This is a genomic window from Cupriavidus lacunae (genome assembly GCF_003353055.1).
Taxonomy (GTDB): domain Bacteria; phylum Pseudomonadota; class Gammaproteobacteria; order Burkholderiales; family Burkholderiaceae; genus Cupriavidus; species Cupriavidus lacunae.
In genome coordinates this window covers 1-23187 of sequence record NZ_QKWJ01000007.1, presented here as the reverse complement: position 1 = coordinate 23187, position 23187 = coordinate 1, and the positions used below count along the sequence as shown (strand labels likewise).

Here is a 23187-nt window from a genome sequence, read left to right as displayed (position 1 = left end):
CGCAGTCTCCGCAGTCTCCGCAGTCCTCGATCTGAGATTAACTCGACAGTGACCGCGACCCGGTCGCGACAGGAGGAGGTTGACATGCATTCCACGCAATTCCCGCTGCAGTGGCAACGCCGACTCGGGCGCACCGTGCTCGCGGTCGCCGCATCGATGCTGGCCGCCGCCTGTGGCTCGGGCGACGATAACAACGGCAATGGCAGCAACCCCAATACGAAGCCGGCGAATATCGGCACGGTCACGATCAACAGCTACAACGGCACCACCGACGACCTGCTGACCGCTGGCCTGGGCAAGGACGGCCTGGCCAGCGCTACGGCGCCGTTGCCGGCCAACCCCACCGCGCCAACTGCGGCGGAATTGCGGCGCTACGCGATCTATACCAACTATCGCGCCATCGTCGATACCACCGCCAGCGGCGGCTACGGCTCGCTCTACGGCCCCAATGTCGATGCGCAGGGCAATGTCACCGGATCGGACGGCAAGGTGGCCGGCGTGGAATACCTGGCATATTCGGACGATGGCTCGGGCCAGCAGAACGTGACCATGCTGGTGCAGATCCCCACTACGTTCAACACGTCGAAGCCGTGCGTGATCACCGCCACTTCGTCCGGTTCGCGCGGCGTTTATGGCGCCATTGCCACCGGCGAGTGGGGCCTGAAGCGCGGCTGCGCGGTGGCCTATACCGACAAGGGCACCGGCGCCGCGCCGCATGACCTCGATACCGACACCGTGCCGCTGATCGACGGCACCCGCGCCGCGCGCGCGGCGGCGGGCAAGAATGCGCAGTTTGCCGCGCCGGCGGGGGCTACCTCCCTGGTGGACTTCACCGCTGCCAACCCGCACCGGCTGGCGTTCAAGCACGCGCATTCGCAGCGCAACCCGGAGAAGGACTGGGGTAGATTCACGCTGCAGGCGGTGGAATTTGCGATCTGGGCGATCAATGACCGCTTCGGCGCCGTGTCGACCAACGGCACCCGCCAGCGCACGCTGGACAAGGGCAAGATCGTAGTGATCGCGTCCAGCGTTTCCAATGGCGGTGGTGCCGCGGTGGCGGCGGCCGAGCAGGATGCCGACGGCCTCATCGACGGTGTGGCGGTGGGCGAGCCCAACCTCAACATGCCGCCCAATACCGGCATCGTGGTGAAGCGCGGCGCGACGCCGGTGGCGGCCTCGGGCCGCACGCTGTACGACTACACCACCACGGCCAACCTGCTGCAGCACTGCGCCTCGCGGACCACCGCGCTGACGCAGGCGCCGTTCTACACCAACCCCAACATGGCGCCATTCTTTGCCAACCGCTGCCAGACGCTGGCGGACAAGGGCCTGGTGAGCGGCGCGAACACGGACGAACAGAGCGCCAGCGCCCTGCAGGCGCTGCACGCCGCGGGCTGGGAGCCGGAGTCGGACGACCTGCATCCGTCGCTGGCCGCGTTCGACGTGGCCGCCGCAATCTCAGTCACCTATGCCAACGCCTATGCCCAGGCAAGCGTCACCGACCGGCTGTGCGGCTACAGCTTTGCGAGCACGCTGACCGACCTGAAGCCAGCGGCCATCGCGCCCGCTGCGCTGGCGTCGATGTACGCCACCGGCAACGGCGTGCCGCCGCAGGCACCGGTCCAGCTGATCAATGACCGCGATCCGCAGCATGGGCCGTACCTGAACCTGGCATCCGTTTCCGCCTCGACGCTGCGCGCCGATCTCAACTTCGACGGCGCCAACTGCCTGCGCAGCCTGCTGACCGGCGCCGACGCCACCGCGCGCGCGTTGCAGGCCGGCCAGGCGCTGACGCTGCGCAACGGCAACCTGCGCGGCAAGCCGGCGGTGATCGTGCACGGGCGCAGCGACGGGCTGCTGCCCGTCAACCATACCTCGCGCCCTTACCTTGGCCTGAACCGGCAGCAGGAGGGTGTCAACAGCAAGCTGTCGTATGTCGAGGTCGAGAATGCCCAGCATTTCGATGCCTTCATCGGGCTGGTGGCGGGATACAGCAACCGCTATGTGCCGCTGCACGTCTACCTGAACCGGGCGCTGGACGCGGTCTATGACAACCTCACCGCGGGCAAGGCGCTGCCGCCGTCGCAAGTGGTGCGGACCACGCCGCGCGGCGGCACCCTCAATACCCCGGCGCCGGCGCTGCTGCTGTCCAACGTGCCGCCGATTGCCGCCACCCCGGCGGCCGGCAACCTGATTTCCGTCAACGCCAACACCGTACAGGTACCTGACTGATGAACGACGCCCTGCCGCGCGTGCTGTCGCAGCGCGACTTCGACCGCTTTGCCGCCTTGTCGCGCGACGACAACCCGATCCACTGTGACCCGGCCTTTGCCCGTGGCACGCACTTCGGTGCGACCGTGGCGCACGGCATGTTCCTGTTTTCGCTGCTGTGCGCCCATACCTGGCGGCAACTGCCCGGGGCGGCGTTGCCGGTCGGGCAGACGCTGATGTTCCCGACTCCGGCCTTCGTTGGCGATGCGGTGCAGATCGCGTTGGCGCCGCAGCCGGCGCCGGCGGGGCTGGTGGCTTACGGCACCACCGTGGGCAGTGCGGGCGAACCGGGCGAAGCGCCGCGCGTCACGGCCGTGGGGGAGTCGATCTGGCTGCCGGATGCCAGTCCTGCTGGACTGGTCCGGCCGCCCGCCGAGACGGGCCAGGCACCCGAGGTGGGGGATACCGGCCTGTACGGCCTGCGCCCCGGCCAGGAAGCCAGTGCAAGCCGGGCCTTCACGGCGGCGGACCTGGACGAATACATCACCCTGACCGGCGACGCCAACCCGTACCACGCCGATCCGGGGTTTGCCCGCGCGCGCGGGTTTGACGGCCCGGTGGTGCCGCTGCCGCTGCTGGCCGGCATGTTCTCGGACCTGCTCGGCACCCGGCTGCCGGGGCGCGGCACGGGCTGGATGAAGCAATCGCTGCGGCTGGCCTCGGCCGCGCGGCTGGATGAGCCGCTGACGGCGCGCGTGCGCATCGTGCGGCTGCGCGCCGGCAAGGACCTGGTCAACCTGGCCAGCATGGTCACGGGCGCGGACGGGCGCGTGGTGGTGCAGGGCGAATCACTGGTGCTGGTGCGCAACCTCGCGGACAAGGGCGCCGGCGGTGCTGCCTAGTAGGGTATCGCTTACAGCACTTGCGAGCGTGGGAGCCGGGGTTGCCGACATAGAGCTTGACCGGGATCATTGCGTTCAGGCGTGGCCTTGAAATGTCGCGACAAAGCCTTATCTTTCGGAAAGACATCCAGTGTCCGGCAGGGCATACGGGCGCTCCGGCTGCAAAGACCGGAGCCGACGCCCCCGCATCAGGACACGACCTATCCGAGAGAGGGATTCCTTATGCGTCTTGACAAACTGACTACCCGGTTCCAGGAAGCGCTGGCTGATGCGCAAAGCCTGGCGCTGGGCAACGACAACCAATATATCGATCCGCAGCACGTGCTGCGCGCACTGCTGTCGCAGGACGACGGCGCCGCCAAGGCATTGCTGGCGCGCGCGGGCGTCAACGTGCAGGGCCTGCAGACGGCGCTGGACGCCGCCATCAAGCGCCTGCCGCAAGTGCAGGGCACCAACGAGGTCCAGATCGGCCGCGACCTCGTGAACCTGCTCAATTCCACCGAGAAGGAAGCCATCAAGCGCGGCGACCAGTTCATCGCCAGCGAACTGTTCCTGCTGTCCGTCGCCGACGACAAGGGCGAGGCGGGCCGAATCGCGCGTGAGAACGGCCTGAACCGCAGGTCGCTGGAGTCGGCCATCCAGGCCGTGCGCGGCGGCGATTCAGTCAACAGCGCCGAAGCCGAAGGCCAGCGCGAGGCACTGAAGAAGTACACCATCGACCTCACCGAGCGCGCCCGCATCGGCAAGCTCGACCCCGTGATCGGCCGCGACGACGAAATCCGCCGCGCCATCCAGATCCTGCAGCGCCGTACCAAGAACAACCCGGTGCTGATCGGCGAGCCGGGCGTGGGCAAGACCGCCATCGTCGAAGGCCTGGCGCAGCGCATCGTCAACGGCGAAGTGCCCGAGAGCCTGAAGAGCAAGCGCGTCCTGGTGCTGGACATGGCCGGCCTGCTGGCCGGCGCCAAGTACCGCGGCGAGTTCGAGGAACGCCTGAAGGCGGTGCTCAACGACGTTGCCAAGGACGAGGGCCAGACCATCGTCTTCATCGACGAGATCCACACCATGGTCGGCGCCGGCAAGGCCGAGGGCGCGATCGACGCGGGCAACATGCTCAAGCCGGCGCTCGCGCGCGGCGAGCTGCACTGCATTGGCGCCACCACGCTGGACGAGTACCGCAAGTACATCGAGAAGGACGCCGCGCTGGAGCGCCGCTTCCAGAAGGTGCTGGTCGACGAGCCGAGCATGGAGGCCACCATTGCCATCCTGCGCGGGCTGCAGGAAAAGTATGAGCTGCATCACGGCGTGGAGATCACCGACCCTGCCATCGTCGCCGCGGCGGAGCTGTCGCACCGCTATATCACCGACCGCTTCCTGCCCGACAAGGCGATCGACCTGATCGACGAGGCGGCCGCGCGCATCAAGATGGAAATCGACTCCAAGCCGGAGTCGATGGACAAGCTCGAGCGCCGCACCATCCAGCTCAAGATCGAGCGCGAGGCGGTCAAGAAAGAGACCGACGAAGCGTCGATGAAGCGCCTGGAGCTGATCGAGCAGGAAATCAAGCGCCTGGAGAAGGAGTACGCCGACCTCGACGAGATCTGGAGGGCCGAGAAGGGCGCCGCGCAGGGCACGGCCGCGCTCAAGGAAGAGATCGAGAAGGTCAAGCTGGAAATCGCCAAGCTGCAGCGCGAAGGCAAGCTGGACAAGGTGGCCGAGCTGCAATACGGCAAGCTGCCGGGCCTGGAAGGCAAGCTCAAGGCCGCGACCGACGCCGAAGCCAGCGAGCAGAAGCAGCCCAACAAGCTGCTGCGCACGCAGGTGGGCGCCGAGGAGATCGCCGAAGTGGTGAGCCGCGCTACCGGCATCCCGGTATCGAAGATGATGCAGGGCGAGCGCGAGAAGCTGCTGAAGATGGAAGACCGCCTGCATGCGCGCGTGGTGGGCCAGGACGAAGCCGTGCGGCTGGTGTCCGACGCCATCCGCCGCTCGCGTGCCGGCCTGGCCGACGAGAACAAGCCCTACGGCTCGTTCCTGTTCCTTGGTCCGACCGGCGTCGGCAAGACCGAGCTGTGCAAGGCCCTGGCCGAGTTCATGTTCGATTCGGAAGAGCACCTGATCCGCATCGACATGAGCGAATTCATGGAGAAGCACAGCGTCAGCCGCCTGATCGGCGCGCCGCCGGGATATGTCGGCTACGAGGAAGGCGGCTACCTGACTGAAGCCGTGCGCCGCAAGCCGTACAGCGTGGTGCTGCTCGACGAAGTCGAGAAGGCCCACCCGGACGTCTTCAACGTGCTGCTGCAGGTGCTGGACGACGGCCGCCTGACCGATGGCCAGGGCCGCACGGTGGACTTCAAGAACACGGTGATCGTGATGACGTCCAACCTGGGTTCGCAGATCATCCAGTCGATGGTCGGCGAGCCGCAGGAAGCGGTCAAGGGCGCGGTCTGGCAGGAGGTGCGCACGCATTTCCGGCCGGAGTTCCTGAACCGGATCGATGAGGTGGTGGTGTTCCACGCGCTGGACCAGAAGCATATCGAGTCGATCGCACGCATCCAGCTGCAACGCCTGCAGAGCCGCCTGGCCCGCATGGACATGACGCTGCAGGTGAGCGAGACGGCGCTGGAGAAGATCGCCAGCGCAGGCTACGACCCGGTGTTTGGCGCGCGCCCGCTCAAGCGTGCGATTCAGCAGCAGATCGAGAACCCGGTGGCACGGGCCATCCTGGAAGGCAAGTTCGCTGCCAAGGACGTCGTGCCGGTGGACTATGTCGATGGCGAGTTCACGTTTGGGCGGATGCTGCATTAAATCCGGCGTCCTCGCACGCAGCCGTTTGCTCCCTTTCCCGCTTGCGGGAGAGGGGAGCAAACAAGTGGCTGGTCAAAATCGATCCCTGTGCATGCGCGCAGGGATTTTTTTTCGTCCTGACATTTCGCGGTCCCGTGTAAGGCAGTCACCGGCCGTGCAAATTTTTCACACCGCCATACCGGCGGACCGCCGCCGGAGGCGAATCCACGCGAAATAGTCAGTGGCACACTTCTCGCGTCGCAAGGGGCTTAAGTTTCCCTACAAGGTGCTGCGCCTGACGCAGCCCCATCCCCCAGGAGCCCTTTATGACCGACAAGCCCTTCCTCACAGACGTCAAAACGCTGCGTGAGCGTGCCCGCCACCACATCGACGACGGCGCGGTGACCGCGGGCTATGACGCCGACCGCGATACCGTGCTGAAGCTGCTCAACGACGCGCTGGCCACCGAGATCGTCTGCGTGCTGCGCTATCGCCGCCACTACTACATGGCCAAGGGGCCGAATTCGAAGAGCGTGGCCGATGAGTTCCTGGCCCATTCCGATGAGGAACAAGGCCATGCCGACCAGATTGCCGAGCGCATCGTCCAGCTGGGCGGCGAGCCCGACTTTGCCCCGGACGGCCTCGCCAGCCGATCGCACGCGGAATACGTGGCGGGCACCTCGCTGACCGAAATGATCAAGGAAGACCTGGTGGCCGAGCGCATCGCCATTGACAGCTATCGCGAGATCATCCGGTTCCTGGGCGAGCGCGACCCGACGTCGCGCCGGATGATGGAAGGCATCCTCGCCGTCGAAGAGGAGCATGCCGACGAGATGGCCGACCTGCTGAGCCGGCACGCCGGCGGCTGAGCGGGATTGCCACGCACTTGATATTGGTCAAGCCGCGTCGGCGGCCGGGCCGATAAGATTCGTCCTGTCATGGAGATGCGGGGGCGCTCTTCATGACTTGTCTACCCGTTTCCAGAATGGAAACTTGGCCCGCACCGGCTTGCCGGTGCGGGCGTTTTCTTTTGTACGTGCCGATTGCGCCACCTGCTTGCAACACCTACGCGTGCCGCGCCTGCGCTCGCGGGCATGCCCATATTTCTGTCCGATCTTATGCAAAAAACAGCGAAGGATCGGCGAAACCATTCGTTCCGTTCAGATAGGTCCCTCGGTAGTCTTGCTCCTGACACAAGTCCGCCACCCAAGGCGGACAAGCAAACAGGCGCCTGGCGCCCATTCACGACACTGACGGGAGCAACACAAGATGATCCGCAAACTGGCTATCAGCCTGGCCGTACTTGGCGCCCTGACCGCGGCGCAGACCGCAGCGGCTGCCAATCTGCTGAACGTTTCCTACGACCCGACGCGCGAGCTGTATGTCGATGTCAATGCCGCCTTTGCCAAGGCCTGGAAGGCACAGGGCGGCGATGCCCTGAACGTGCGCCAGTCGCACGGCGGCTCGGGCAAGCAGGCGCGTTCGGTGATCGACGGGCTGGATGCCGACGTGGTCACGCTGGCGCTGGGCTATGACATCGACGCCATTGCGGAGAAGGGCCTGATCAAGCCGGACTGGCAGAAGCGCCTGCCCCACAATGCCTCGCCGTATACCTCGACCATCGTGTTCCTGGTGCGCAAGGGCAACCCCAAGGGCATCAAGGACTGGGGCGACCTGGTCAAGCCCGGCGTGCAGGTGATCACGCCCAATCCCAAGACCTCGGGCGGTGCGCGCTGGAACTATCTGGCGGCATGGGGCTACGCGCTGCGCCAGCCGGGCGGCAATGACACCAAGGCGCGCGAGTTCGTGGGCGAGCTGCTCAAGCACGTGCCGGTGCTGGATTCGGGCGCGCGCGGCGCGACCACCACCTTTGTCGAGCGGGGCCTGGGCGATGTGCTGATCGCGTGGGAGAACGAAGCCATCCTGGCCATCAAGGAGCTGGGTCCGGACAAGTTCGACATTGTCGCGCCGTCGGTGTCGATCCTGGCCGAGCCGCCGGTGGCTGTGGTCGACAAGGTGGTCGACAAGAAGGGCACGCGCAAGGCGGCCGAGGCCTACCTGCAGTTCCTGTACACCGAAGAGGGCCAGGAAATCGCGGCCAAGAATTACTACCGCCCGATCTCCGAGAAGGTGGCGGCCAAGTACGCGGCCAACTTCCCGAAGGTAAAGCTGTTCACCATCGACGAGGTCTTCGGCGGCTGGCAGAAGGCCCAGAAGACCCACTTTGCCGATGGCGGTTCGTTCGACCAGATCTACCAGCCCGGCAAGAAATAAACCACGAGACCGGCGCGCCGGGCCGCGTGGGGCGGCCGCGGCGCCGACCGGTCCATTAGAAGAAGGAAGCCCGATGTCCATCCTGACGCTCTCCGGCAGCCCGTCGGTCCAGTCCCGCTCCGGCCTGGTGCTGGCGCACCTGCGTGCCACGCTCGAGGCTGCCGGCGAACGCACCCGCCACCTCGACTTGCGCGACCTGCCCGCGGGCCCGTTGCTGGCGGCACGCGTGGACGACCCCGTCATCGCCGCCGCCACGCATGCCGTGTCCGAGGCGCAGGTGGTGGTGCTGGCCACGCCGGTCTACAAGGCCGCCTACAGCGGCTTGCTCAAGGCCTTCCTGGACCTGCTGCCGCAGACCGGCCTGTGCGACAAGATCGTGCTGCCGATTGCCACCGGCGGCAGCCTGGCGCATGCGCTGGCGATCGACTATGCGCTGCGCCCGGTGCTGTCCGCGCTGGGCTCGCGCCAGATCCTGCCGGGCATTTTTGCCGTGGACCAGCAGATCGAATCCTTTGAAGCCGCCGGCGTGCGCCAGGCGCGCTTCGATGCCGCGCTGTCGGCCCGCCTGGACGAGGGCGTGCTGCGCGTGCGCGATGCGCTGGCGCATTCCCGCATCGAGGTGCCGCTGGACGTGGTGCCCGGCGCCTTGGTCCAGCGCGCCGCCGCGATCGCGGTGGCCGAGCGATGTTCCGCCTGAACCGACTGATTGACTGAAGTGGCGCCGGCCAGCCCGGCGCAACGGCAGCCACGCCATGCCACCCGCCATGCGGGGTCGGCAGGGACGCTTGCTGCCGCAAACATCCTGGACATCAATCTGGCCCGCAGGGCATTGCCCCGGGCCATGGAGGACATCGCATGACATTGACCAACCCGTTGCGCATGGCAAGCCAGCGCCGCCGCCTCATCACCGCCGCGCTGGTGCTTGCCACCGGCCTGGCCTATGGCCTGTTGCCCGGCCGAGCCGAAGCGCAGTCGAAAAACTTCGACCCCAAGGTGCTGCGCATCGGCTACCAGAAGTACGGCACGCTGACGCTGCTGAAGGCGCGCGGCACGCTGGAAAAGCGACTGGCGCCGCAAGGCATCTCCGTCAAATGGACCGAGTTCCCCGCCGGGCCGCAGTTGCTCGAAGGGCTGAACGTCGGCGCCGTCGACTTCGGCACCGTCGGCGAGGCGCCGCCGATCTTTGCGCAGGCCGCGGGCGCGCAGCTGGTCTATGTCGGCAACGAGCCGCCGGCACCCGTGGCCGAGGCCATCGTCGTGCCCAAGGGCTCGGCGATCCGTTCGGTGGCGGAGCTGCGTGGCAAGCGCGTGGCGCTGAACAAGGGTTCGAACGTGCATTACCTGCTGGTGCGCCAGCTGGAGAAGGCCGGCATCCCCTACAGCGAGATCCAGCCGGTCTACTTGCCGCCGGCCGATGCTCGCGCGGCCTTCGAGCGCGGCGCGGTTGATGCCTGGGTGATCTGGGACCCGTTCCTGGCCGCGGCCGAGAAGCAGCTGGGCGCGCGCGTGCTGGCCGATGGCCGCGGCGCGGACGGCAAGAACGTGGTCAGCAACCACCAGTTCTACCTGGCCTCGCGCCCGTATGCACAGGCCAGGCCGGAAATCGTCAGCCTGATCCTGGACGAGCTGGCCACGCTGGGCACCTGGGCGGAAAAGAACCCCAAGGAAGCCACCACGGTGCTGACCGGCGAAACCGGGTTGCAGGCCGATGTGCTTGAGCTTGCTGTCTCGCGCTTCTCGTATGGCGCACGGCCGGTCAGCGCCGCGGTGCTGGCCGAGCAGCAACGCATCGCCGACACCTTCCACGCGCTCAAGCTGATCCCGAAGCCGGTCAAGGTGGCCGATGCGCGCTGGGACGCGCCGCAGCAGCAGGCGAAGCGATAGCCATCTCCGTCGCCAAGAACAAAAGGACAATGACATGCAAGTTTTCTGGTTCATCCCTACCCACGGCGACAGCCGCTACCTCGGCACCTCCGAAGGCGCGCGCGAGGTCAGTTTCGAGTACCTGAAGCAGGTCGCCGTGGCCGCCGATACGCTGGGCTACGAAGGCGTGCTGATTCCGACCGGGCGCTCATGCGAAGACCCGTGGGTGGCGGCATCGGCGCTGGCAGCGGTCACGCAGCGCCTCAAGTTCCTGGTCGCGGTGCGCCCCGGCCTGATGGCGCCGACGCTGGCCGCACGGATGGCGGCGACCTTCGACCGCATCTCCAACGGCCGGCTGCTGATCAACCTGGTCACCGGCGGCGACACTGCCGAGCTGGAAGGCGACGGCCTGTTCCTGGACCATACCGCGCGCTACGAGGCCTCGGCCGAATTCCTGCGCATCTGGCGCCAGGTGCTGGCCGCCAGCCATGACGGCGACAAGGTGGACTACGAAGGCAAGCACTTGAGCGTGAAGGGCGCCACCGTCCTCTATCCGCCGCTGCAGCAGCCGCATCCGCCGGTGTACTTCGGCGGCTCGTCGGCGCCGGCGCATGCGCTGGCGGGCGAGCAGGTCGATACCTACCTGACCTGGGGCGAGCCGCCCGCGGACGTGGCGCGGAAGCTCGACGACGTGCGCCGCCAGGCCGCGCGTCATGGCCGCACGGTGAAGTTCGGCATCCGTCTGCATGTGATCGTGCGCGAGACCGAAGCCGCCGCCTGGGCCGCGGCGGACGACCTGATCAGCCGGCTCGATGACGAGACCGTGGCGCGTGCGCAAGCCGTGTTCGCCAGGATGGATTCCGAAGGGCAGCGCCGCATGGCCGCGCTGCACGCCGGCGGCACGCGCCGCACGCGCGAGGCACTGGAGATCAGCCCCAACCTGTGGGCCGGTGTCGGCCTGGTGCGCGGCGGTGCCGGCACCGCGCTGGTGGGCGATCCGCGCACCGTGGCCGAGCGCATGCGCGAGTACGCCGAGCTGGGCATCGACACCTTCGTGCTGTCCGGCTATCCGCATCTGGAAGAGGCCTACCGCTTTGCCGAACTGGTGTTCCCGCTGCTGCCGCGCTCGGTGCGCGACAAGCTGCCGGGCAAGGTGCTGTCGGGCCCGTTCGGTGAAGTCATGGCGACCGGCATCGTGCCGCGCGCCGCGCAGAGTTGAGGAGGGGGTTGCCATGAACGCTCCTCTGTTACCGCCGCCGCGCCAGGCAACCCAGGCACTGGCGCGCGCGCTGGCCCCGTGGATCGTGCCAGTGCTGCTGATCGTCGCATGGCAGCTGGCTTCGCAGAACGGCTGGCTCTCCAGCCGCGTGCTGCCGGCCCCGCTGGCCGTGGTGCAGGCCGCGTGGGAGCTGGCACGCTCGGGCGAGTTGTGGAAGCACGTGGGGGTCAGCACCTGGCGCGCGCTGGTCGGGTTTGCCATCGGCGGCGGGCTGGGCCTGCTGCTGGGGCTGCTGACCGGCACCTTCCGCACTGCGGCCACGTTGCTCGACAGCACGCTGCAGATGGTGCGCAATATCCCGGCGCTGGCGCTGATCCCGCTGGTGATCCTGTGGTTCGGCATCGACGAGACCGCCAAGCTGTTCCTGGTGTCGCTGGGCGTGTTCTTCCCGGTCTACCTGAACACCTATCACGGCATCCGCTCGGTCGATACGGGGCTGGTGGAGATGGCACGCAGCTACGGCTTGTCCGGCTGGCAGCTGTATCGCGAGGTCATCCTGCCCGGCGCGCTGCCGGGCATCCTGGTGGGCGTGCGTTTCGCGCTGGGGTTGATGTGGGTGGTGCTGATCGTGGCGGAGACCATCTCCGCGCAATCGGGCATCGGCTACATGACCATGAATGCGCGTGAGTTCCTGCAAACCGACGTGGTGCTGGTGGGCATCCTGCTCTATGCGCTGCTGGGCAAGCTGGCCGACTGGCTGTCGCGCGGGCTGGAGCGCTACTGGCTGCGCTGGCATCCGGGCTACGCCGCTGCCTGACGGGCATCGGCAACCTAATCAAGGCAAGGAGATCGAGATGCAGATGTATCCGGTAGAACAGGCCGCGCTGGCTGAACTGGAAGCAGGCCTCGCGCGCCGCGAGGCGGCACAGCCGGCGGCAGAAGTACCGCGCAAGCCAGGTGGCGTGGCGCTGCAAGTGAGCCAGGTGGTCAAGCGCTACGACGGCCGCGAAGTGCTGCACAACGTGGCGCTGGACGTGGCGCCGGGCGAGTTCCTGGCTATCGTCGGGCGCAGCGGCTGCGGCAAGAGCACGCTGCTGCGACTGGTGGCGGGGCTGGAAGCGGCCGATGGCGGCAGTATTACCGTGGATGGCGAGGCTGGTGGCAAAGGCCGCACGCGGCACGCCGACGTGCGCGTGATGTTCCAGGACGCACGGCTGCTGCCGTGGAAGCGCGTGCTGGACAACGTGGCACTGGGCCTGCCGCGCGCACGCTGCGCCGAAGCTGCCAATGTGCTGGCGCAGGTGGGCCTGGCCGACCGCGCCCAGGCCTGGCCCGCGCGGCTGTCCGGCGGCCAGCGCCAGCGCGTGGCGCTGGCGCGCGCGCTGGTCCACCACCCGCAGCTGTTGCTGCTGGACGAGCCGCTGGGCGCGCTGGATGCACTCACACGCATCGAGATGCAGGGGCTGATCGAATCGCTGTGGCGCCGCCTTGGCTTCACGGCGCTGCTGGTCACGCACGACGTGTCCGAAGCGGTGGCGCTGGCCGACCGCATCGTGCTGATCGAGGACGGCCGCATTGCCATGGATGAACGCGTGGCGCTGGCGCGACCGCGCGAGCGCGGCGCGGCGGGCTTTGCGCAGCTGGAGGCCAGGGTGCTGCAGCGGGTGATGCGGCAGTCGCCGCACGCGCCCGGGCAAGCCGGTACGCAAGCTGTTCGCGCCACCGCGCCCGCGCCGCTGAATGTGAGTTGGGCAACATGATTGCAGTGCGTGCGGCCGCGCGCGCGGCGATGCGCGCGGCGTATCGCTGACATGGCGCATATCGTCAGCACGTAATCTTCATACGCTCGCGCCCGCCGAACTCCTATCATGAGCAGGCAGGCGGACGCGCTGCAGCGGTGCGCGCAGCACCCGTCATCATCCATACCAATCAGACCTTGAGGCCGAGCGGCCCGGTCAACCCAAGGATTGCCATGCCAGGCGTGCATGAACCCACGGGCGCAGCGTCTGCGCTCCAACGCTATCTGGAATCGCTGCCGCGCCAGCCGCTGGCTGACCGGCAACTGTGGCGCGATACGCGCGGGCAGGTGCAGGGGCAGTTCTTCAACTGCTCGCTCACTAGCGCGTTCGAGCCGCTGGTGACGCTGGCCGACCGCCAGGTGGTGGCCCATGAAGGCGCGATCCACACCTACGCGCAAGACGGCGTGGGCCTGGCCGCCTGGAAGCTGTTTGCGATGGCGGCCGACGATCACACGCTGATCTCGCTGGACCGGCTCTCGCGCCTGCTGCACGCCATCAACTACTTTGCCGCCGACGGCGAACACAAGCTGGTGCTGAACGTGCACAACCGGCTGCTGGCCGCAGTGGCGGACGATCACGGCGCCGCCTTCCGGCGCGCGCTGCAGTCGCTGGGGCTGCCGCTGGAGCGCTTTGTGATCCAGGTGCCGGCCAGTGCCAACGACGATCTCGGGCTGCTGCTGCATGTGGTCGGCAACTATCGGCGCAATGGCTTCGCGGTGAGCCTGCAGGCCTCGGACCCGGCGGAAGCGGGCGCGCTGATGGCGCATGCGCTGCCGGACTGGCTCAAGCTCGACATGCGCCGCACCTGGACCGACCGCCAGCTGTCCGGCCTGCGTGCCAGCGCGGCCAGCGCGGGCGTGACGTTGATCGGCCGGCGCCTGCAGAATGCCGAGAGTATCGAGCGCCTGCAGGCCGCGGGCATCGGCCTGGGGCAGGGCGCCTTTGCCGGCGGGCTGGTGAGTGCGGCCGGGCTGCGGGGTTCCAGGGCTGCAACCGCCAATGTACTTAGCGAGGAGCCGGTATGACGCAATCGAACAGGACCGCCGCCAGCCGCGCCACGCGGCTGGAGATTCCGCGACACCTGCAAGTGCTGACCGTGCCGGGTTTGCATGGCAGCGGCCCCGGGCACTGGCAGAGCCGCTGGGAACAACAATTCCCGGACTGGCAGCGGGTGGAGCAGCATGACTGGTCGCGCCCGAGCCTGCCGCTGTGGGCCGAGCGTGTCTCCGAAGGCGTGATGCGCGCCCAGCGCGTGGCCGCGCGCGGCGCGGTGCTGGTGGCGCACAGCTTTGGCTGCCTGGCCACGCTGCGCCAGGCAGCGCTGGATCCGGTGGGCATTGCCGGCGCGCTGCTGGTGGCACCCGCCGATCCGGACAAGTTCGGCGTGGCGGCGTTGCTGCCGACCTACCGCCTGCCCTTTCCGACCATCCTGGTGGCCAGCCGTAATGATCCCTGGATGCCGCAACGCACCGCTTTCAGCTGGGGCACGCTGTGGGGCAGCGAGCTGGTCGACGTGGGCAACGTCGGCCATATCAATGCCGATTCAGGACTCGGCGAGTGGCCTGAAGGGCTCGCGCTGCTCGATGCGCTGGTCCAGCGCATCGCGCATGTGGGCGACGCCGGATCCATAAGTGAGCCATCCGCCGCCTGGGAGGCATGTGTTGAAGTGGCATCCACCGTCCCTTATATCTAAATCGCCTAAGAAAATTCATAAAGATTCGTTCTGTTTATAAGGGCGACTCTGCAGAATCTGTCTCGTAGGCCGGCGCACTATGCGCCGGCGTCATAAAGAAAGGGCCGCCGGGGCCTGCCATCAGGGCCGGCGGCGCACCGCTCACAGACGAGACGACATGCCTCCATCCATTTCCCTGGCGGACACGCCGCCGCCAGCTGCTCCCCGCGCGCCTGACTCCGGCGCCACACGCACACCCGGCCGCCCGTCCAGACAGCGTTTTACGGTGCTGCCCGGCTTTGGCCTGTCGCTGGGCTTCACGCTGTTCTACCTGACGCTGATCGTCCTGATCCCGCTGTCGGCCACGTTCCTGAAGACGTTCACGATGACGTGGGACGGGTTCTGGACCACGGTCGCGGCGCCGCGCGTGGTGGCGTCGCTGCAGCTGAGCTTCGGCGCATCGCTGGTGGCGGCCATCGTCAATACGGTGTTCGGGCTGGTGGTGGCCTGGGTGCTGGTGCGCTACCGCTTCCCGGGCAAGCGTTTGATCGATGCGCTGGTGGACTTGCCGTTCGCACTGCCTACGGCGGTGGCCGGTATCGCGCTGACGGCGCTGTTTGCCGGCAACGGCTGGATCGGCCGTTATCTTGAGCCGCTGGGCATCAAGGTCGCGTTCACGCCGCTGGGCGTGGTGGTGGCGCTGACCTTTATCGGCCTGCCGTTCGTGGTGCGCACGGTGCAGCCGGTGCTGGAAGACGTGGAGCAGGAGCTGGAAGAGGCCGCCGCCAGCCTGGGTGCCAACCGCCTGCAGACCTTCCACCGCGTGATCCTGCCCGCCATCCTGCCGGCGCTGCTGACCGGCTTTGCGCTGTCGTTCGCACGCGCCACCGGCGAGTACGGCTCGGTGGTCTTTATCTCCGGCAATATGCCGATGGTGTCGGAGATCGCGCCGCTGATGATCTATTCCAAGCTGGAGCAGTACGACTACGCCGGCGCCACCGCGGTGGCGGTGGTGATGCTGGTGATCTCGTTCGGCCTGCTGCTGCTGATCAACCTGCTGCAGGCCTGGACGCGCCGCCATCAGTCCGGTGTGCGCGCCGCACTGGCACCTGAAGCGCCCGCCACGGGCAAGGAGTTCTGACATGGCCGGCGCCGTTGCGGGACGCCTGGGCGGGCAGGGCAACGCCCGGGGTCATCACAGGTTCGACGCCACCGGCGAGGCGCCATGGGTGCGCTATACGCTGATCGCGGTGGCGGTGCTGTTCCTCACGCTGTTCCTGTTCGTGCCGCTGGCTTCGGTGTTCTATGAAGCCTTGCGCAAGGGCGTGCAGACTTACTGGGAAGCACTGATCGAGCCCGACGCGCTGGCCGCGATCCAGCTCACGCTGACGGTGGCGGCGATCGCGGTGCCGCTGAACGTGGTGTTCGGTGTGGCGGCGGCCTGGGCCATCGCCAAGTTCGACTTCCGCGGCAAGAACCTGCTGATCACGCTGATCGACCTGCCGTTCTCGGTGTCGCCGGTGATCTCCGGCCTGGTCTACGTGCTGCTGTTCGGCGCGCAGGGCTGGCTGGGCCCGTGGCTGGAAGCGCACGACATCAAGATCATGTTCGCGGTGCCGGGCATCGTGCTGGCCACCATCTTCGTGACCTTCCCCTTTGTGGCGCGTGAGCTGATCCCGCTGATGCAGGCACAGGGCAGTGAAGAGGAAGAGGCCGCGATCGTGCTGGGCGCCTCGGGCTGGCAGACCTTCCGCCATATCACGCTGCCCAATATCCGCTGGGGCCTGCTGTACGGCGTGATCCTGTGCAATGCGCGGGCGATGGGCGAGTTCGGCGCGGTGTCGGTGGTGTCGGGCCATATCCGCGGGCTGACCAACACCATGCCGCTGCACGTGGAGATCCTCTACAACGAGTACAACTTCGCGGCGGCCTTTGCGGTGGCTTCGCTGCTGACGCTGCTGGCGCTGGTCACGCTGGGGATCAAGACGCTGGTCGAGTTCCGCGCCCGCAAGGAAACCGAAGAGGCTGCACCCGAGCGGCCGCTGGCAACGCTGCAAGCTTCAGTGCAAGGACAAGCATCATGAGCATCCAGGTCAAGAACGTAGAGAAGCGCTTTGGCGATTTTGTCGCGCTGGACAACGTCTCGCTCGATTTCGACGAAGGCGAGCTGACCGCGCTGCTGGGGCCGTCGGGCTGCGGCAAGACCACGCTGCTGCGCATCATCGCCGGCCTGGAGCGCGCCGACGCGGGCCAGATCGTGCTGGCCGGGCGCGATGCCTCGGACCAGCATGTGCGCCAGCGCCAGGTGGGTTTTGTGTTCCAGCACTATGCGCTGTTCAAGCATATGAGCGTGTTCGAGAACGTGGCGTTTGGCCTGCGCGTCAAGCCGCGCGCCGAGCGCCCCAGCGAAGCGCAGATCCGCGACAAGGTGCGCTCGCTGCTGGAACTGGTCCAGCTTGACTGGCTGGCCGACCGCTACCCGTCGCAGCTTTCGGGCGGCCAGCGCCAGCGCATTGCGCTGGCCCGCGCGCTGGCGGTGGAGCCGCGCGTGCTGCTGCTGGACGAACCGTTCGGCGCGCTCGACGCCAAGGTGCGCAAGGAGCTGCGCCGCTGGCTGCGCCGCCTGCACGATGAACTGCACGTGACCAGCGTGTTCGTCACGCACGACCAGGAAGAGGCGCTGGAAGTGGCCGACCAGGTGGTGCTGATGAACCGCGGCCACGTGGAGCAGTACGGCTCGCCCGAGGCGGTCTACAACCATCCGGCCACGCCCTTCGTATTCGGCTTCCTCGGCAACGTGAACCTGTTCCATGGCCGCCTGGAAGTGGGCGAGACCGGCGGCCTGCTGCATACCGGCGAAGCCGTGCTGCCGGTCGTGGGCAGCGGCCATGAGACCGCCGGCGACGCGGTGGCCTATGTGCGCCCCCATGACCTCGACCTGGAACGCTATTCGCCCGGCGCCGACGGCATCGCGGTCACACTGCGCCGCGCGCTGACGCTGGGCCCGGTGGCACAGCTTGAACTCGAACGTGAAGACAACCAGGACGTGATTGAGGTCGCGCTGCCGCTGGAGCGCTTCCGCCATGCGGGCTTCCGCGAGGGCGAACTGCTGGCGGTGCGCCCGCGCCAGTTGCGCGTGTTCACGCAGCCGCGTGTCAACGGTGCCAGCGGCACCGCGTCCATCCAACAAGAAAAGGCCACGCCATGAACTTCCAGCAACTCCGATCGATCCGTGAGGCGGTACGCCGCCAGTTCAACCTGACCGAGGTCGCCAACGCGCTCTACACGTCGCAGCCTGGCGTGTCGCGCCAGATCCGCGAACTGGAGGAAGAGCTGGGCGTGGAGATCTTCGAGCGCTACGGCAAGCGCCTGACCGGGCTGACCGAGCCCGGCCGCGAGATCGTGCGCATCGTTGAGCGCCTGCTGCTCGAGGCCGAGAACCTGCGCCAGGCCGGCGATGAATATGCCGGCCGCCATACCGGCCGCCTGACCGTTGCCACCACCCACACCCAGGCGCGCTATGCGCTGCCGCGCGTGGTGCAGTCGTTCCGCCGCGAATACCCGCATGTGACGCTGGCGCTGCAGGAGGCATCGCCCACGCATATCGTCGAGCTGCTGCTGACGGGGCAGGCCGATATCGGCATCGCTACCGAGGCACTGGCCACCGAGGCGGGGCTGACTTCGTTCGAGGCCTACAGCTGGCAGCACGTGCTGGTGGTCTCGCCCGACCATCCGCTCACGCGCCTGCCCGAGCCCACGCTCGAAGACGTGGCCGGCTTCCAGCTCATCACCTACGACGCCGGCTTCACCGGCCGCCGCAAGATCGACAGCGCCTTTGCCGAGGCCGGGCTGCAGCCCGAGATCGTGCTGACCGCGCTGGACGCCGACGTGATCAAGACCTACGCCGAACTGGACCTGGGCGTGGGCATCATCGCGTCGATGGCCTACGACGAACGCAAGGACTCCGGCCTGGTGCGGATCTCGGCCGACCACCTGTTCGCGCCTAACACCACCAGCGTGGCGGTGCGCCGCGGGGCCTACCTGCGCGGCTATGCGCACGCCTTCATCAATATGTTCGCGCCGCACCTGTCGCGCGACACCGTCACCAGCGTGCTCTCCGAACAGGACCGGCAGGCCCTGGCGGCCTGATCCCGGCGGGCGGCGCAAGCGGCACCTGCGGGCCGCCGCGCCGCGCCGTCCGCTCCCGCGCGGTGCCGTTCGCGCCCCGTGCCCGCCGTTCGTCGCAAGAGACTTTCTTCACGCCTTGCTGAGGGGTACATTCCCTGCACGTGCCGGCGTATGCCATTTTGTGGGCGCCGCACGTGTACCGCAGCGCAACAAAGTTTGCGCGCGGCCGCCGGTCAGCAAGGGCCGGGCAAAGGAGAGAGACGATCATGCGCGACGACGAACCGCTGCTGCGCTGGCAGTGGCGCGGCTATGCCCGCAACCACCAGCATCCCCGCAACCTGCTGCTGCATATCGTGGCGGTGCCGATGTTCATGGCCGGCACCGTACTGGGCATTTATGGCCTGCTGCGCCTGAGCCTGCCGGCGGTGGCGCTGGGGCTGGTGTGCATGGGCATGTCGATGGCGCTGCAGGGCCGCGGCCACAGGCTGGAGGCCCACGCCCCGGAACCCTTCGCGGGGCCGGCGGACATCGCCGGCCGCATCCTGGCCGAGCAGTGGATCACGTTCCCCCGCTACGTGTTGTCCGGGCAGTGGTGGCGCGTGCTGGCCGGCCAGACAGCGGCCCCCGGCGGGCCGACCGGGCAGGGTGGCTGACGCAACCCGTGTCACCGTCACATCACCTGCCCGTATTGCGCCAGGCTCAAGCCGCGCTAACATGAACGCCATGGACCGCTGCCTCTCACACGTCGCCACCGCCATCCCCTCCCGTCTCAATATCCTCGGGCGCGACCTGCTGTTCGTGCTGTGCATGAACTCGGTGATCGCGATCAGCCTGAACTACGGCTTCCAGACCGGCGGCAGCTTGTGGCACAACTTTGTCTACAGCCAGCTGATCGGCCTGTCGATCTGGGTGCTGATCGACATCCCGCGCGTGGTGATCTGGTGGAACGACCGGCCGCGCCGCTGGCCCTTCCTGCTGCTGGCCGCCGCCGCGGTGCCAGCAGGCGTGGTATTCGGCAGCTGGGCCACGCGCGTGGTGCTGGACCTGCCGCCCAAATCGGCGGACGAAGTCGGCGGCATGCTGCGCATGTGCCTGGTGGTGGGCATGCTGGCCGCGGCCTCGATGATTTATTTCTACTGGTCGCGCGAGAAGCTGGCGTCGCTGGAACGCCAGGCCGCGCTGGACGCCCTGCAGCGCGAGGAAGCTGAAAAGCAACTGGTGCGCGCGCAGCTGATGGCGCTGCAGGCGCAGATCGAGCCGCACTTCCTGTTCAACTCGCTGGCCAACCTCGACGGGCTGATCGCCACCGATCCGCCCGCCGCGCGCCAGTTGCTGCAGCGCCTGATCGGATTCCTGCGCATGTCGCTGGCGCATACCCGCGCCGAGCAATGCACGCTGCGGCAGGAGTTCGAGCTGCTGCGCAGCTATCTGGACATCCAGGGCATGCGCTTCGGCCAGCGGCTCTCGTTCGACATCGACCTGCCGCGGGAGCTGGCGAAGGTGGAGATCCCGCCCATGCTGATCCAGCCGCTGGTGGAGAACGCGGTCACGCACGGCATTGAGCCCTGCATGATCGGCGGCCATATCCGGCTGTCGGCGCGCGCGGCCGGCGACAATGCGGTGCAGGTCATTATCGCCGATACCGGCGTGGGCTTCGGCCATGCTTCGGACAAGGGCTCGGGCCTGGGCATCACGCACGTGCGCGAGCGGCTGGCCCGAATTTTCGGTGCGGCGGCCAGCATGCAGATGGAAGAGAACACGCCGCGCGGCGTGGTGGTGCGGCTGACGCTGCCGCTGGAGCGTCCGGCCGAGGCGCCCACCGTCACCCAGACCACCACCACCCAACCCGAGGCCATGCCCGGAGCGGCGCCGGCCATGCAACGGCTTTGAGGCGCATCAACCAGTACCCCTGACAACCAGCAGCAGAGGCACCGCCCAGGGCGGTGCCGCCTGTATCGCCAGGACCCAGCCACCATCCCAACGCCCCCATGACCCCGACCCTTCTGATCGCCGATGACGAAGCGCTGCTCGCGCGCGTGCTGGAATCCGAACTGAAGTCGCTGTGGCCCGAGGCCCGGATCGTTTCCGTGGTCCACGACGGCGTGGCCGCGCTGGCAGCGGCGCGCGAGCACCAGCCGCGCGTGGCCTTCCTGGATATCCGCATGCCGGGCATGAGCGGCATGGACGTGGCGCGCGAGCTGATCGAGTTCGACACCCCGCCGCTGGTGGTCTTCGTGACCGCCTATGACCAGTTTGCGCTGGAGGCATTTGAGCGCGCCGCCGTGGATTATGTGCTCAAGCCGGTGCAGCGCGAACGGCTGGAGGCGACGGTACAGCGCCTGAAGGACCGGCTGGCCGGCCCCGCCGACGATGAAGACACCGAATCCGAAGCCTCGATCGCGGACACCGACCGGCTCGGCCAGCTGCTGGCGCGCCTGGAATCGCTGGAGAATGCCACGCCAGGCACGTCCGGTGCGCCGCAGCGGCAGTACCTGCGCTTTATCAAGGCGCTGGTGGGGCAGGAGGTGCGCATCATCCCCGTGGACGAAGTCATCTACCTGGAAGCCACCGACAAGTACGTCAACGTCGTCTCCGGCACCGGCGAGGCGCTGATCCGCACCAGTCTGCGCGAACTGACGCAGCAGCTGGACCCGGAGCGCTTCTGGCAGGTGCACCGCGGCACCGTGGTCAACATCACCTGCGTGGCCAGCGCGGTCAACCAGTCGCTGGGCCGGCTGTCGCTGCGGCTGCGCGACCGCCCCGAACTGCTGCCGGTGGCGCGCCAGTACGCGCACCTGTTCAAGCAGATGTAAGGCACGCCCGCGGGCGGCGTGGCCGCCACCTGGCTGCAGAGGGCAGGGGTTTTCCTCTATGATGCGGGCTTCGGCCCGTATTTTCCCTGGGGCTGCCGCCTCCCGTCCTGCATAGCCCCTACCGCCAGCGCCATGTCCACCGCCGCAATCGATCCCACGCGCAATCCCCTTCGTCATGACGCCCAGGTGATCGGCCTGGTCGGACTGGCCCACGGGGTCTCCCATTTCTACCATCTGTTGCTGGCGCCGCTGTTCCCGTGGATCAAGGCGGAGTTCGGCCTGAGCTATGCCGAGCTGGGCCTGCTGATGACGGTGTTCTTCGCGGTCTCGGCGGTGGTGCAGACCGCGTCCGGCTTCGTGGTCGACCGCTTCGGCGCGCGGCCGGTCCTGTTTGCCGGGCTGGCCTTCCTGGGCGCAGCGGCCTTGCTGCTGTCGACCAGTGCCGGCTATGCCGCGCTGCTGTTCGGCGCGGCCGTGGCGGGGCTGGGCAACGGCGTGTTCCACCCGGCCGACTTCACGCTGCTGAACAAGCATGTGTCGCAGCCGCGGCTGGGCCATGCGTTCTCGGTGCACGGCATTTCCGGCAACCTGGGCTGGGCGGCGGCGCCGCTGTTCCTGGTGGCAATTGCCAACCTGGCCAGCTGGCGCGTGGCGCTGGCGGCGGCCTCGGCGGTCGCCTTTATCGTGCTGGCCGTGCTGGTCGTGCTGCGCCATGTGCTGGACCCGCGTGAAGTGCAGGGCGCCGTGGGCCGGCCCGCGGCCAAGGCTGCGGGCGCGGGCGGCAGCCTGCTTGGCTTCCTGCGCCTGCCGCAGGTATGGGTGTGCTGGGCCTTCTTCCTGCTGACCACGTTTTCCGCCGCTGGCATCCAGAGCTTTGCCCCGACCGCGCTGACCTATCTGTACGGCATGCCGTTCACGCTGGCCACCGCGTCGTACACCATCTACATGCTGTGCAGTGCCGGCGGCATGGTCGTGGGCGGCTTTGCCGCCAGCCGCACAAGCAACCATGAACGGCTGATCGCGGTGAGCTTCACCGTGTCGGGGCTGATGGCGGTGCTGGTCGGGCTGAACCTGGTGCCGGCACTGCTGGTGCCGGTGCTGATGGGCGTGATCGGCTTCGGTGCCGGTACCGCCGGACCATCGCGCGACCTGCTGGTGCGCGCCGCCGCGCCCGCCGGCGCCACCGGGCGCGTCTATGGCGTGGTCTACTCGGGCCTGGATATCGGCCTGGCCTGCGGCCCGCTGTTCTTCGGTGCGCTGATGGACGCGAAGCTGCCGGCGTGGGTGTTCTTCATGATCGGCGGCTTCCAGCTGCTGTCGATCTTTACCGCGGTGACCGTGGGCAACGGCAACCGCTCGCGCCGCGGCGCCGCTGCGGGCCGGGCGGAGGCCGCCTAGGAGGCTGCGCGGCAGAAGCCAAATCGGCGAAAGATCGAGGACAATACGGGCATGGCTGCCAGTTACCTTCCTTATCAACCCGACCAATCCTATCTGCTGCCCCCTTCTCTGGAAGAGT

Annotated in this window: 20 protein-coding genes; all 20 read left to right on the top strand. The window is 67.7% G+C overall.

Annotation, left to right across the window (positions count from 1 at the left end):
* Positions 1-84: 84 nt before the first annotated feature.
* The 20 genes from DN412_RS08305 (at position 85) to DN412_RS08210 (ending at position 23069) form a co-directional block, all read left to right on the top strand.
* Positions 85-2232: a D-(-)-3-hydroxybutyrate oligomer hydrolase gene (locus DN412_RS08305; RefSeq protein WP_115014066.1), complete on the top strand. Its 2148-nt coding sequence runs from the start codon at positions 85-87 to the stop codon at positions 2230-2232.
* Positions 2232-3113 carry a MaoC/PaaZ C-terminal domain-containing protein gene (locus tag DN412_RS08300; RefSeq protein WP_115014065.1) on the top strand — a complete coding sequence of 294 codons (882 nt, stop codon included), beginning with the start codon at positions 2232-2234 and terminating at the stop codon, positions 3111-3113. Before DN412_RS08305 ends, DN412_RS08300 begins: the two co-directional genes overlap by 1 nt.
* Positions 3114-3335: 222 nt before the next feature.
* The gene (gene clpB / locus DN412_RS08295) at positions 3336-5924 is read left to right on the top strand and encodes an ATP-dependent chaperone ClpB (RefSeq protein WP_115014064.1); all 2589 of its coding nucleotides are present in this window, start codon (positions 3336-3338) and stop codon (positions 5922-5924) included.
* Positions 5925-6229: 305 nt separating this feature from the next.
* On the top strand, positions 6230-6772 hold the full coding sequence (locus tag DN412_RS08290; protein WP_115014063.1) for a ferritin-like domain-containing protein: 543 nt from the start codon (positions 6230-6232) through the stop codon (positions 6770-6772).
* Between the two features lie 400 nt (positions 6773-7172).
* Positions 7173-8177 (top strand): sulfate ABC transporter substrate-binding protein, encoded by a 1005-nt coding sequence (locus tag DN412_RS08285; RefSeq protein WP_115014062.1) that lies wholly within the window; start codon positions 7173-7175, stop codon positions 8175-8177.
* A 73-nt stretch (positions 8178-8250) separates the two neighbouring features.
* Positions 8251-8874 (top strand): NADPH-dependent FMN reductase, encoded by a 624-nt coding sequence (gene ssuE, locus DN412_RS08280; RefSeq protein WP_115014061.1) that lies wholly within the window; start codon positions 8251-8253, stop codon positions 8872-8874.
* Between the two features lie 158 nt (positions 8875-9032).
* Positions 9033-10061, top strand: coding sequence for a sulfonate ABC transporter substrate-binding protein (locus DN412_RS08275; protein WP_115014060.1), 1029 nt, complete (start codon positions 9033-9035; stop codon positions 10059-10061).
* A 34-nt stretch (positions 10062-10095) separates the two neighbouring features.
* The gene (gene ssuD, locus DN412_RS08270) at positions 10096-11259 is read left to right on the top strand and encodes an FMNH2-dependent alkanesulfonate monooxygenase (protein ID WP_115014059.1); all 1164 of its coding nucleotides are present in this window, start codon (positions 10096-10098) and stop codon (positions 11257-11259) included.
* A gap of 13 nt (positions 11260-11272) precedes the next feature.
* Positions 11273-12076: an aliphatic sulfonate ABC transporter permease SsuC gene (ssuC, locus tag DN412_RS08265; RefSeq protein ID WP_115014058.1), complete on the top strand. Its 804-nt coding sequence runs from the start codon at positions 11273-11275 to the stop codon at positions 12074-12076.
* 37 nt (positions 12077-12113) lie between these two features.
* Complete coding sequence (locus tag DN412_RS08260; protein WP_115014057.1) at positions 12114-13019, top strand: ATP-binding cassette domain-containing protein; 906 nt, start codon at positions 12114-12116, stop codon at positions 13017-13019.
* A 212-nt stretch (positions 13020-13231) separates the two neighbouring features.
* A complete protein-coding gene (locus tag DN412_RS08255; RefSeq protein ID WP_115014056.1) occupies positions 13232-14083 on the top strand; it encodes an EAL domain-containing protein in 852 nt (283 codons plus the stop codon).
* Complete coding sequence (locus DN412_RS08250) at positions 14080-14751, top strand: RBBP9/YdeN family alpha/beta hydrolase (protein WP_078196714.1); 672 nt, start codon at positions 14080-14082, stop codon at positions 14749-14751. Before DN412_RS08255 ends, DN412_RS08250 begins: the two co-directional genes overlap by 4 nt.
* Positions 14752-14908: 157 nt before the next feature.
* The gene (gene cysT, locus DN412_RS08245; RefSeq protein ID WP_115014055.1) at positions 14909-15871 is read left to right on the top strand and encodes a sulfate ABC transporter permease subunit CysT; all 963 of its coding nucleotides are present in this window, start codon (positions 14909-14911) and stop codon (positions 15869-15871) included.
* 1 nt (position 15872) lies between these two features.
* Positions 15873-16814, top strand: a complete 942-nt coding sequence (gene cysW / locus DN412_RS08240; protein ID WP_115014054.1) for a sulfate ABC transporter permease subunit CysW — start codon at positions 15873-15875, stop codon at positions 16812-16814.
* Positions 16811-17938: a sulfate/molybdate ABC transporter ATP-binding protein gene (locus DN412_RS08235; protein WP_115014053.1), complete on the top strand. Its 1128-nt coding sequence runs from the start codon at positions 16811-16813 to the stop codon at positions 17936-17938. The genes cysW and DN412_RS08235 overlap by 4 nt, the downstream gene beginning before the upstream one ends.
* A complete protein-coding gene (locus tag DN412_RS08230) occupies positions 17935-18879 on the top strand; it encodes a CysB family HTH-type transcriptional regulator (protein ID WP_115014052.1) in 945 nt (314 codons plus the stop codon). Before DN412_RS08235 ends, DN412_RS08230 begins: the two co-directional genes overlap by 4 nt.
* 245 nt (positions 18880-19124) lie before the next feature.
* Positions 19125-19511, top strand: coding sequence for a DUF962 domain-containing protein (locus DN412_RS08225; protein WP_115014051.1), 387 nt, complete (start codon positions 19125-19127; stop codon positions 19509-19511).
* A 61-nt stretch (positions 19512-19572) separates the two neighbouring features.
* Positions 19573-20748 (top strand): sensor histidine kinase, encoded by a 1176-nt coding sequence (locus tag DN412_RS08220; RefSeq protein WP_115014050.1) that lies wholly within the window; start codon positions 19573-19575, stop codon positions 20746-20748.
* 98 nt (positions 20749-20846) lie between these two features.
* Positions 20847-21671, top strand: coding sequence for a LytR/AlgR family response regulator transcription factor (locus DN412_RS08215; RefSeq protein WP_115014049.1), 825 nt, complete (start codon positions 20847-20849; stop codon positions 21669-21671).
* Positions 21672-21803: 132 nt separating this feature from the next.
* Positions 21804-23069, top strand: a complete 1266-nt coding sequence (locus tag DN412_RS08210) for an MFS transporter (protein WP_115014048.1) — start codon at positions 21804-21806, stop codon at positions 23067-23069.
* The last annotated feature ends 118 nt before the right edge of the window (positions 23070-23187 follow it).

What these genes read in the sequence shown, in the direction of transcription:
- cysW (WP_115014054.1), top strand. Translation starts at nt 15,873, where the DNA reads ATGGCCGGCGCCGTTGCGGGACGCCTGGGCGGGCAGGGCAACGCCCGG.
- ssuD (WP_115014059.1), top strand. Translation starts at nt 10,096, where the DNA reads ATGCAAGTTTTCTGGTTCATCCCTACCCACGGCGACAGCCGCTACCTC.
- DN412_RS08220 (WP_115014050.1), top strand. Translation starts at nt 19,573, where the DNA reads ATGAACGCCATGGACCGCTGCCTCTCACACGTCGCCACCGCCATCCCC.
- ssuE (WP_115014061.1), top strand. Translation starts at nt 8,251, where the DNA reads ATGTCCATCCTGACGCTCTCCGGCAGCCCGTCGGTCCAGTCCCGCTCC.
- DN412_RS08290 (WP_115014063.1), top strand. Translation starts at nt 6,230, where the DNA reads ATGACCGACAAGCCCTTCCTCACAGACGTCAAAACGCTGCGTGAGCGT.
- DN412_RS08255 (WP_115014056.1), top strand. Translation starts at nt 13,232, where the DNA reads ATGCCAGGCGTGCATGAACCCACGGGCGCAGCGTCTGCGCTCCAACGC.
- DN412_RS08235 (WP_115014053.1), top strand. Translation starts at nt 16,811, where the DNA reads ATGAGCATCCAGGTCAAGAACGTAGAGAAGCGCTTTGGCGATTTTGTC.
- DN412_RS08230 (WP_115014052.1), top strand. Translation starts at nt 17,935, where the DNA reads ATGAACTTCCAGCAACTCCGATCGATCCGTGAGGCGGTACGCCGCCAG.
- DN412_RS08260 (WP_115014057.1), top strand. Translation starts at nt 12,114, where the DNA reads ATGCAGATGTATCCGGTAGAACAGGCCGCGCTGGCTGAACTGGAAGCA.
- clpB (WP_115014064.1), top strand. Translation starts at nt 3,336, where the DNA reads ATGCGTCTTGACAAACTGACTACCCGGTTCCAGGAAGCGCTGGCTGAT.
- DN412_RS08285 (WP_115014062.1), top strand. Translation starts at nt 7,173, where the DNA reads ATGATCCGCAAACTGGCTATCAGCCTGGCCGTACTTGGCGCCCTGACC.
- DN412_RS08275 (WP_115014060.1), top strand. Translation starts at nt 9,033, where the DNA reads ATGACATTGACCAACCCGTTGCGCATGGCAAGCCAGCGCCGCCGCCTC.
- ssuC (WP_115014058.1), top strand. Translation starts at nt 11,273, where the DNA reads ATGAACGCTCCTCTGTTACCGCCGCCGCGCCAGGCAACCCAGGCACTG.
- DN412_RS08305 (WP_115014066.1), top strand. Translation starts at nt 85, where the DNA reads ATGCATTCCACGCAATTCCCGCTGCAGTGGCAACGCCGACTCGGGCGC.
- DN412_RS08215 (WP_115014049.1), top strand. Translation starts at nt 20,847, where the DNA reads ATGACCCCGACCCTTCTGATCGCCGATGACGAAGCGCTGCTCGCGCGC.
- DN412_RS08300 (WP_115014065.1), top strand. Translation starts at nt 2,232, where the DNA reads ATGAACGACGCCCTGCCGCGCGTGCTGTCGCAGCGCGACTTCGACCGC.
- DN412_RS08225 (WP_115014051.1), top strand. Translation starts at nt 19,125, where the DNA reads ATGCGCGACGACGAACCGCTGCTGCGCTGGCAGTGGCGCGGCTATGCC.
- DN412_RS08250 (WP_078196714.1), top strand. Translation starts at nt 14,080, where the DNA reads ATGACGCAATCGAACAGGACCGCCGCCAGCCGCGCCACGCGGCTGGAG.
- cysT (WP_115014055.1), top strand. Translation starts at nt 14,909, where the DNA reads ATGCCTCCATCCATTTCCCTGGCGGACACGCCGCCGCCAGCTGCTCCC.
- DN412_RS08210 (WP_115014048.1), top strand. Translation starts at nt 21,804, where the DNA reads ATGTCCACCGCCGCAATCGATCCCACGCGCAATCCCCTTCGTCATGAC.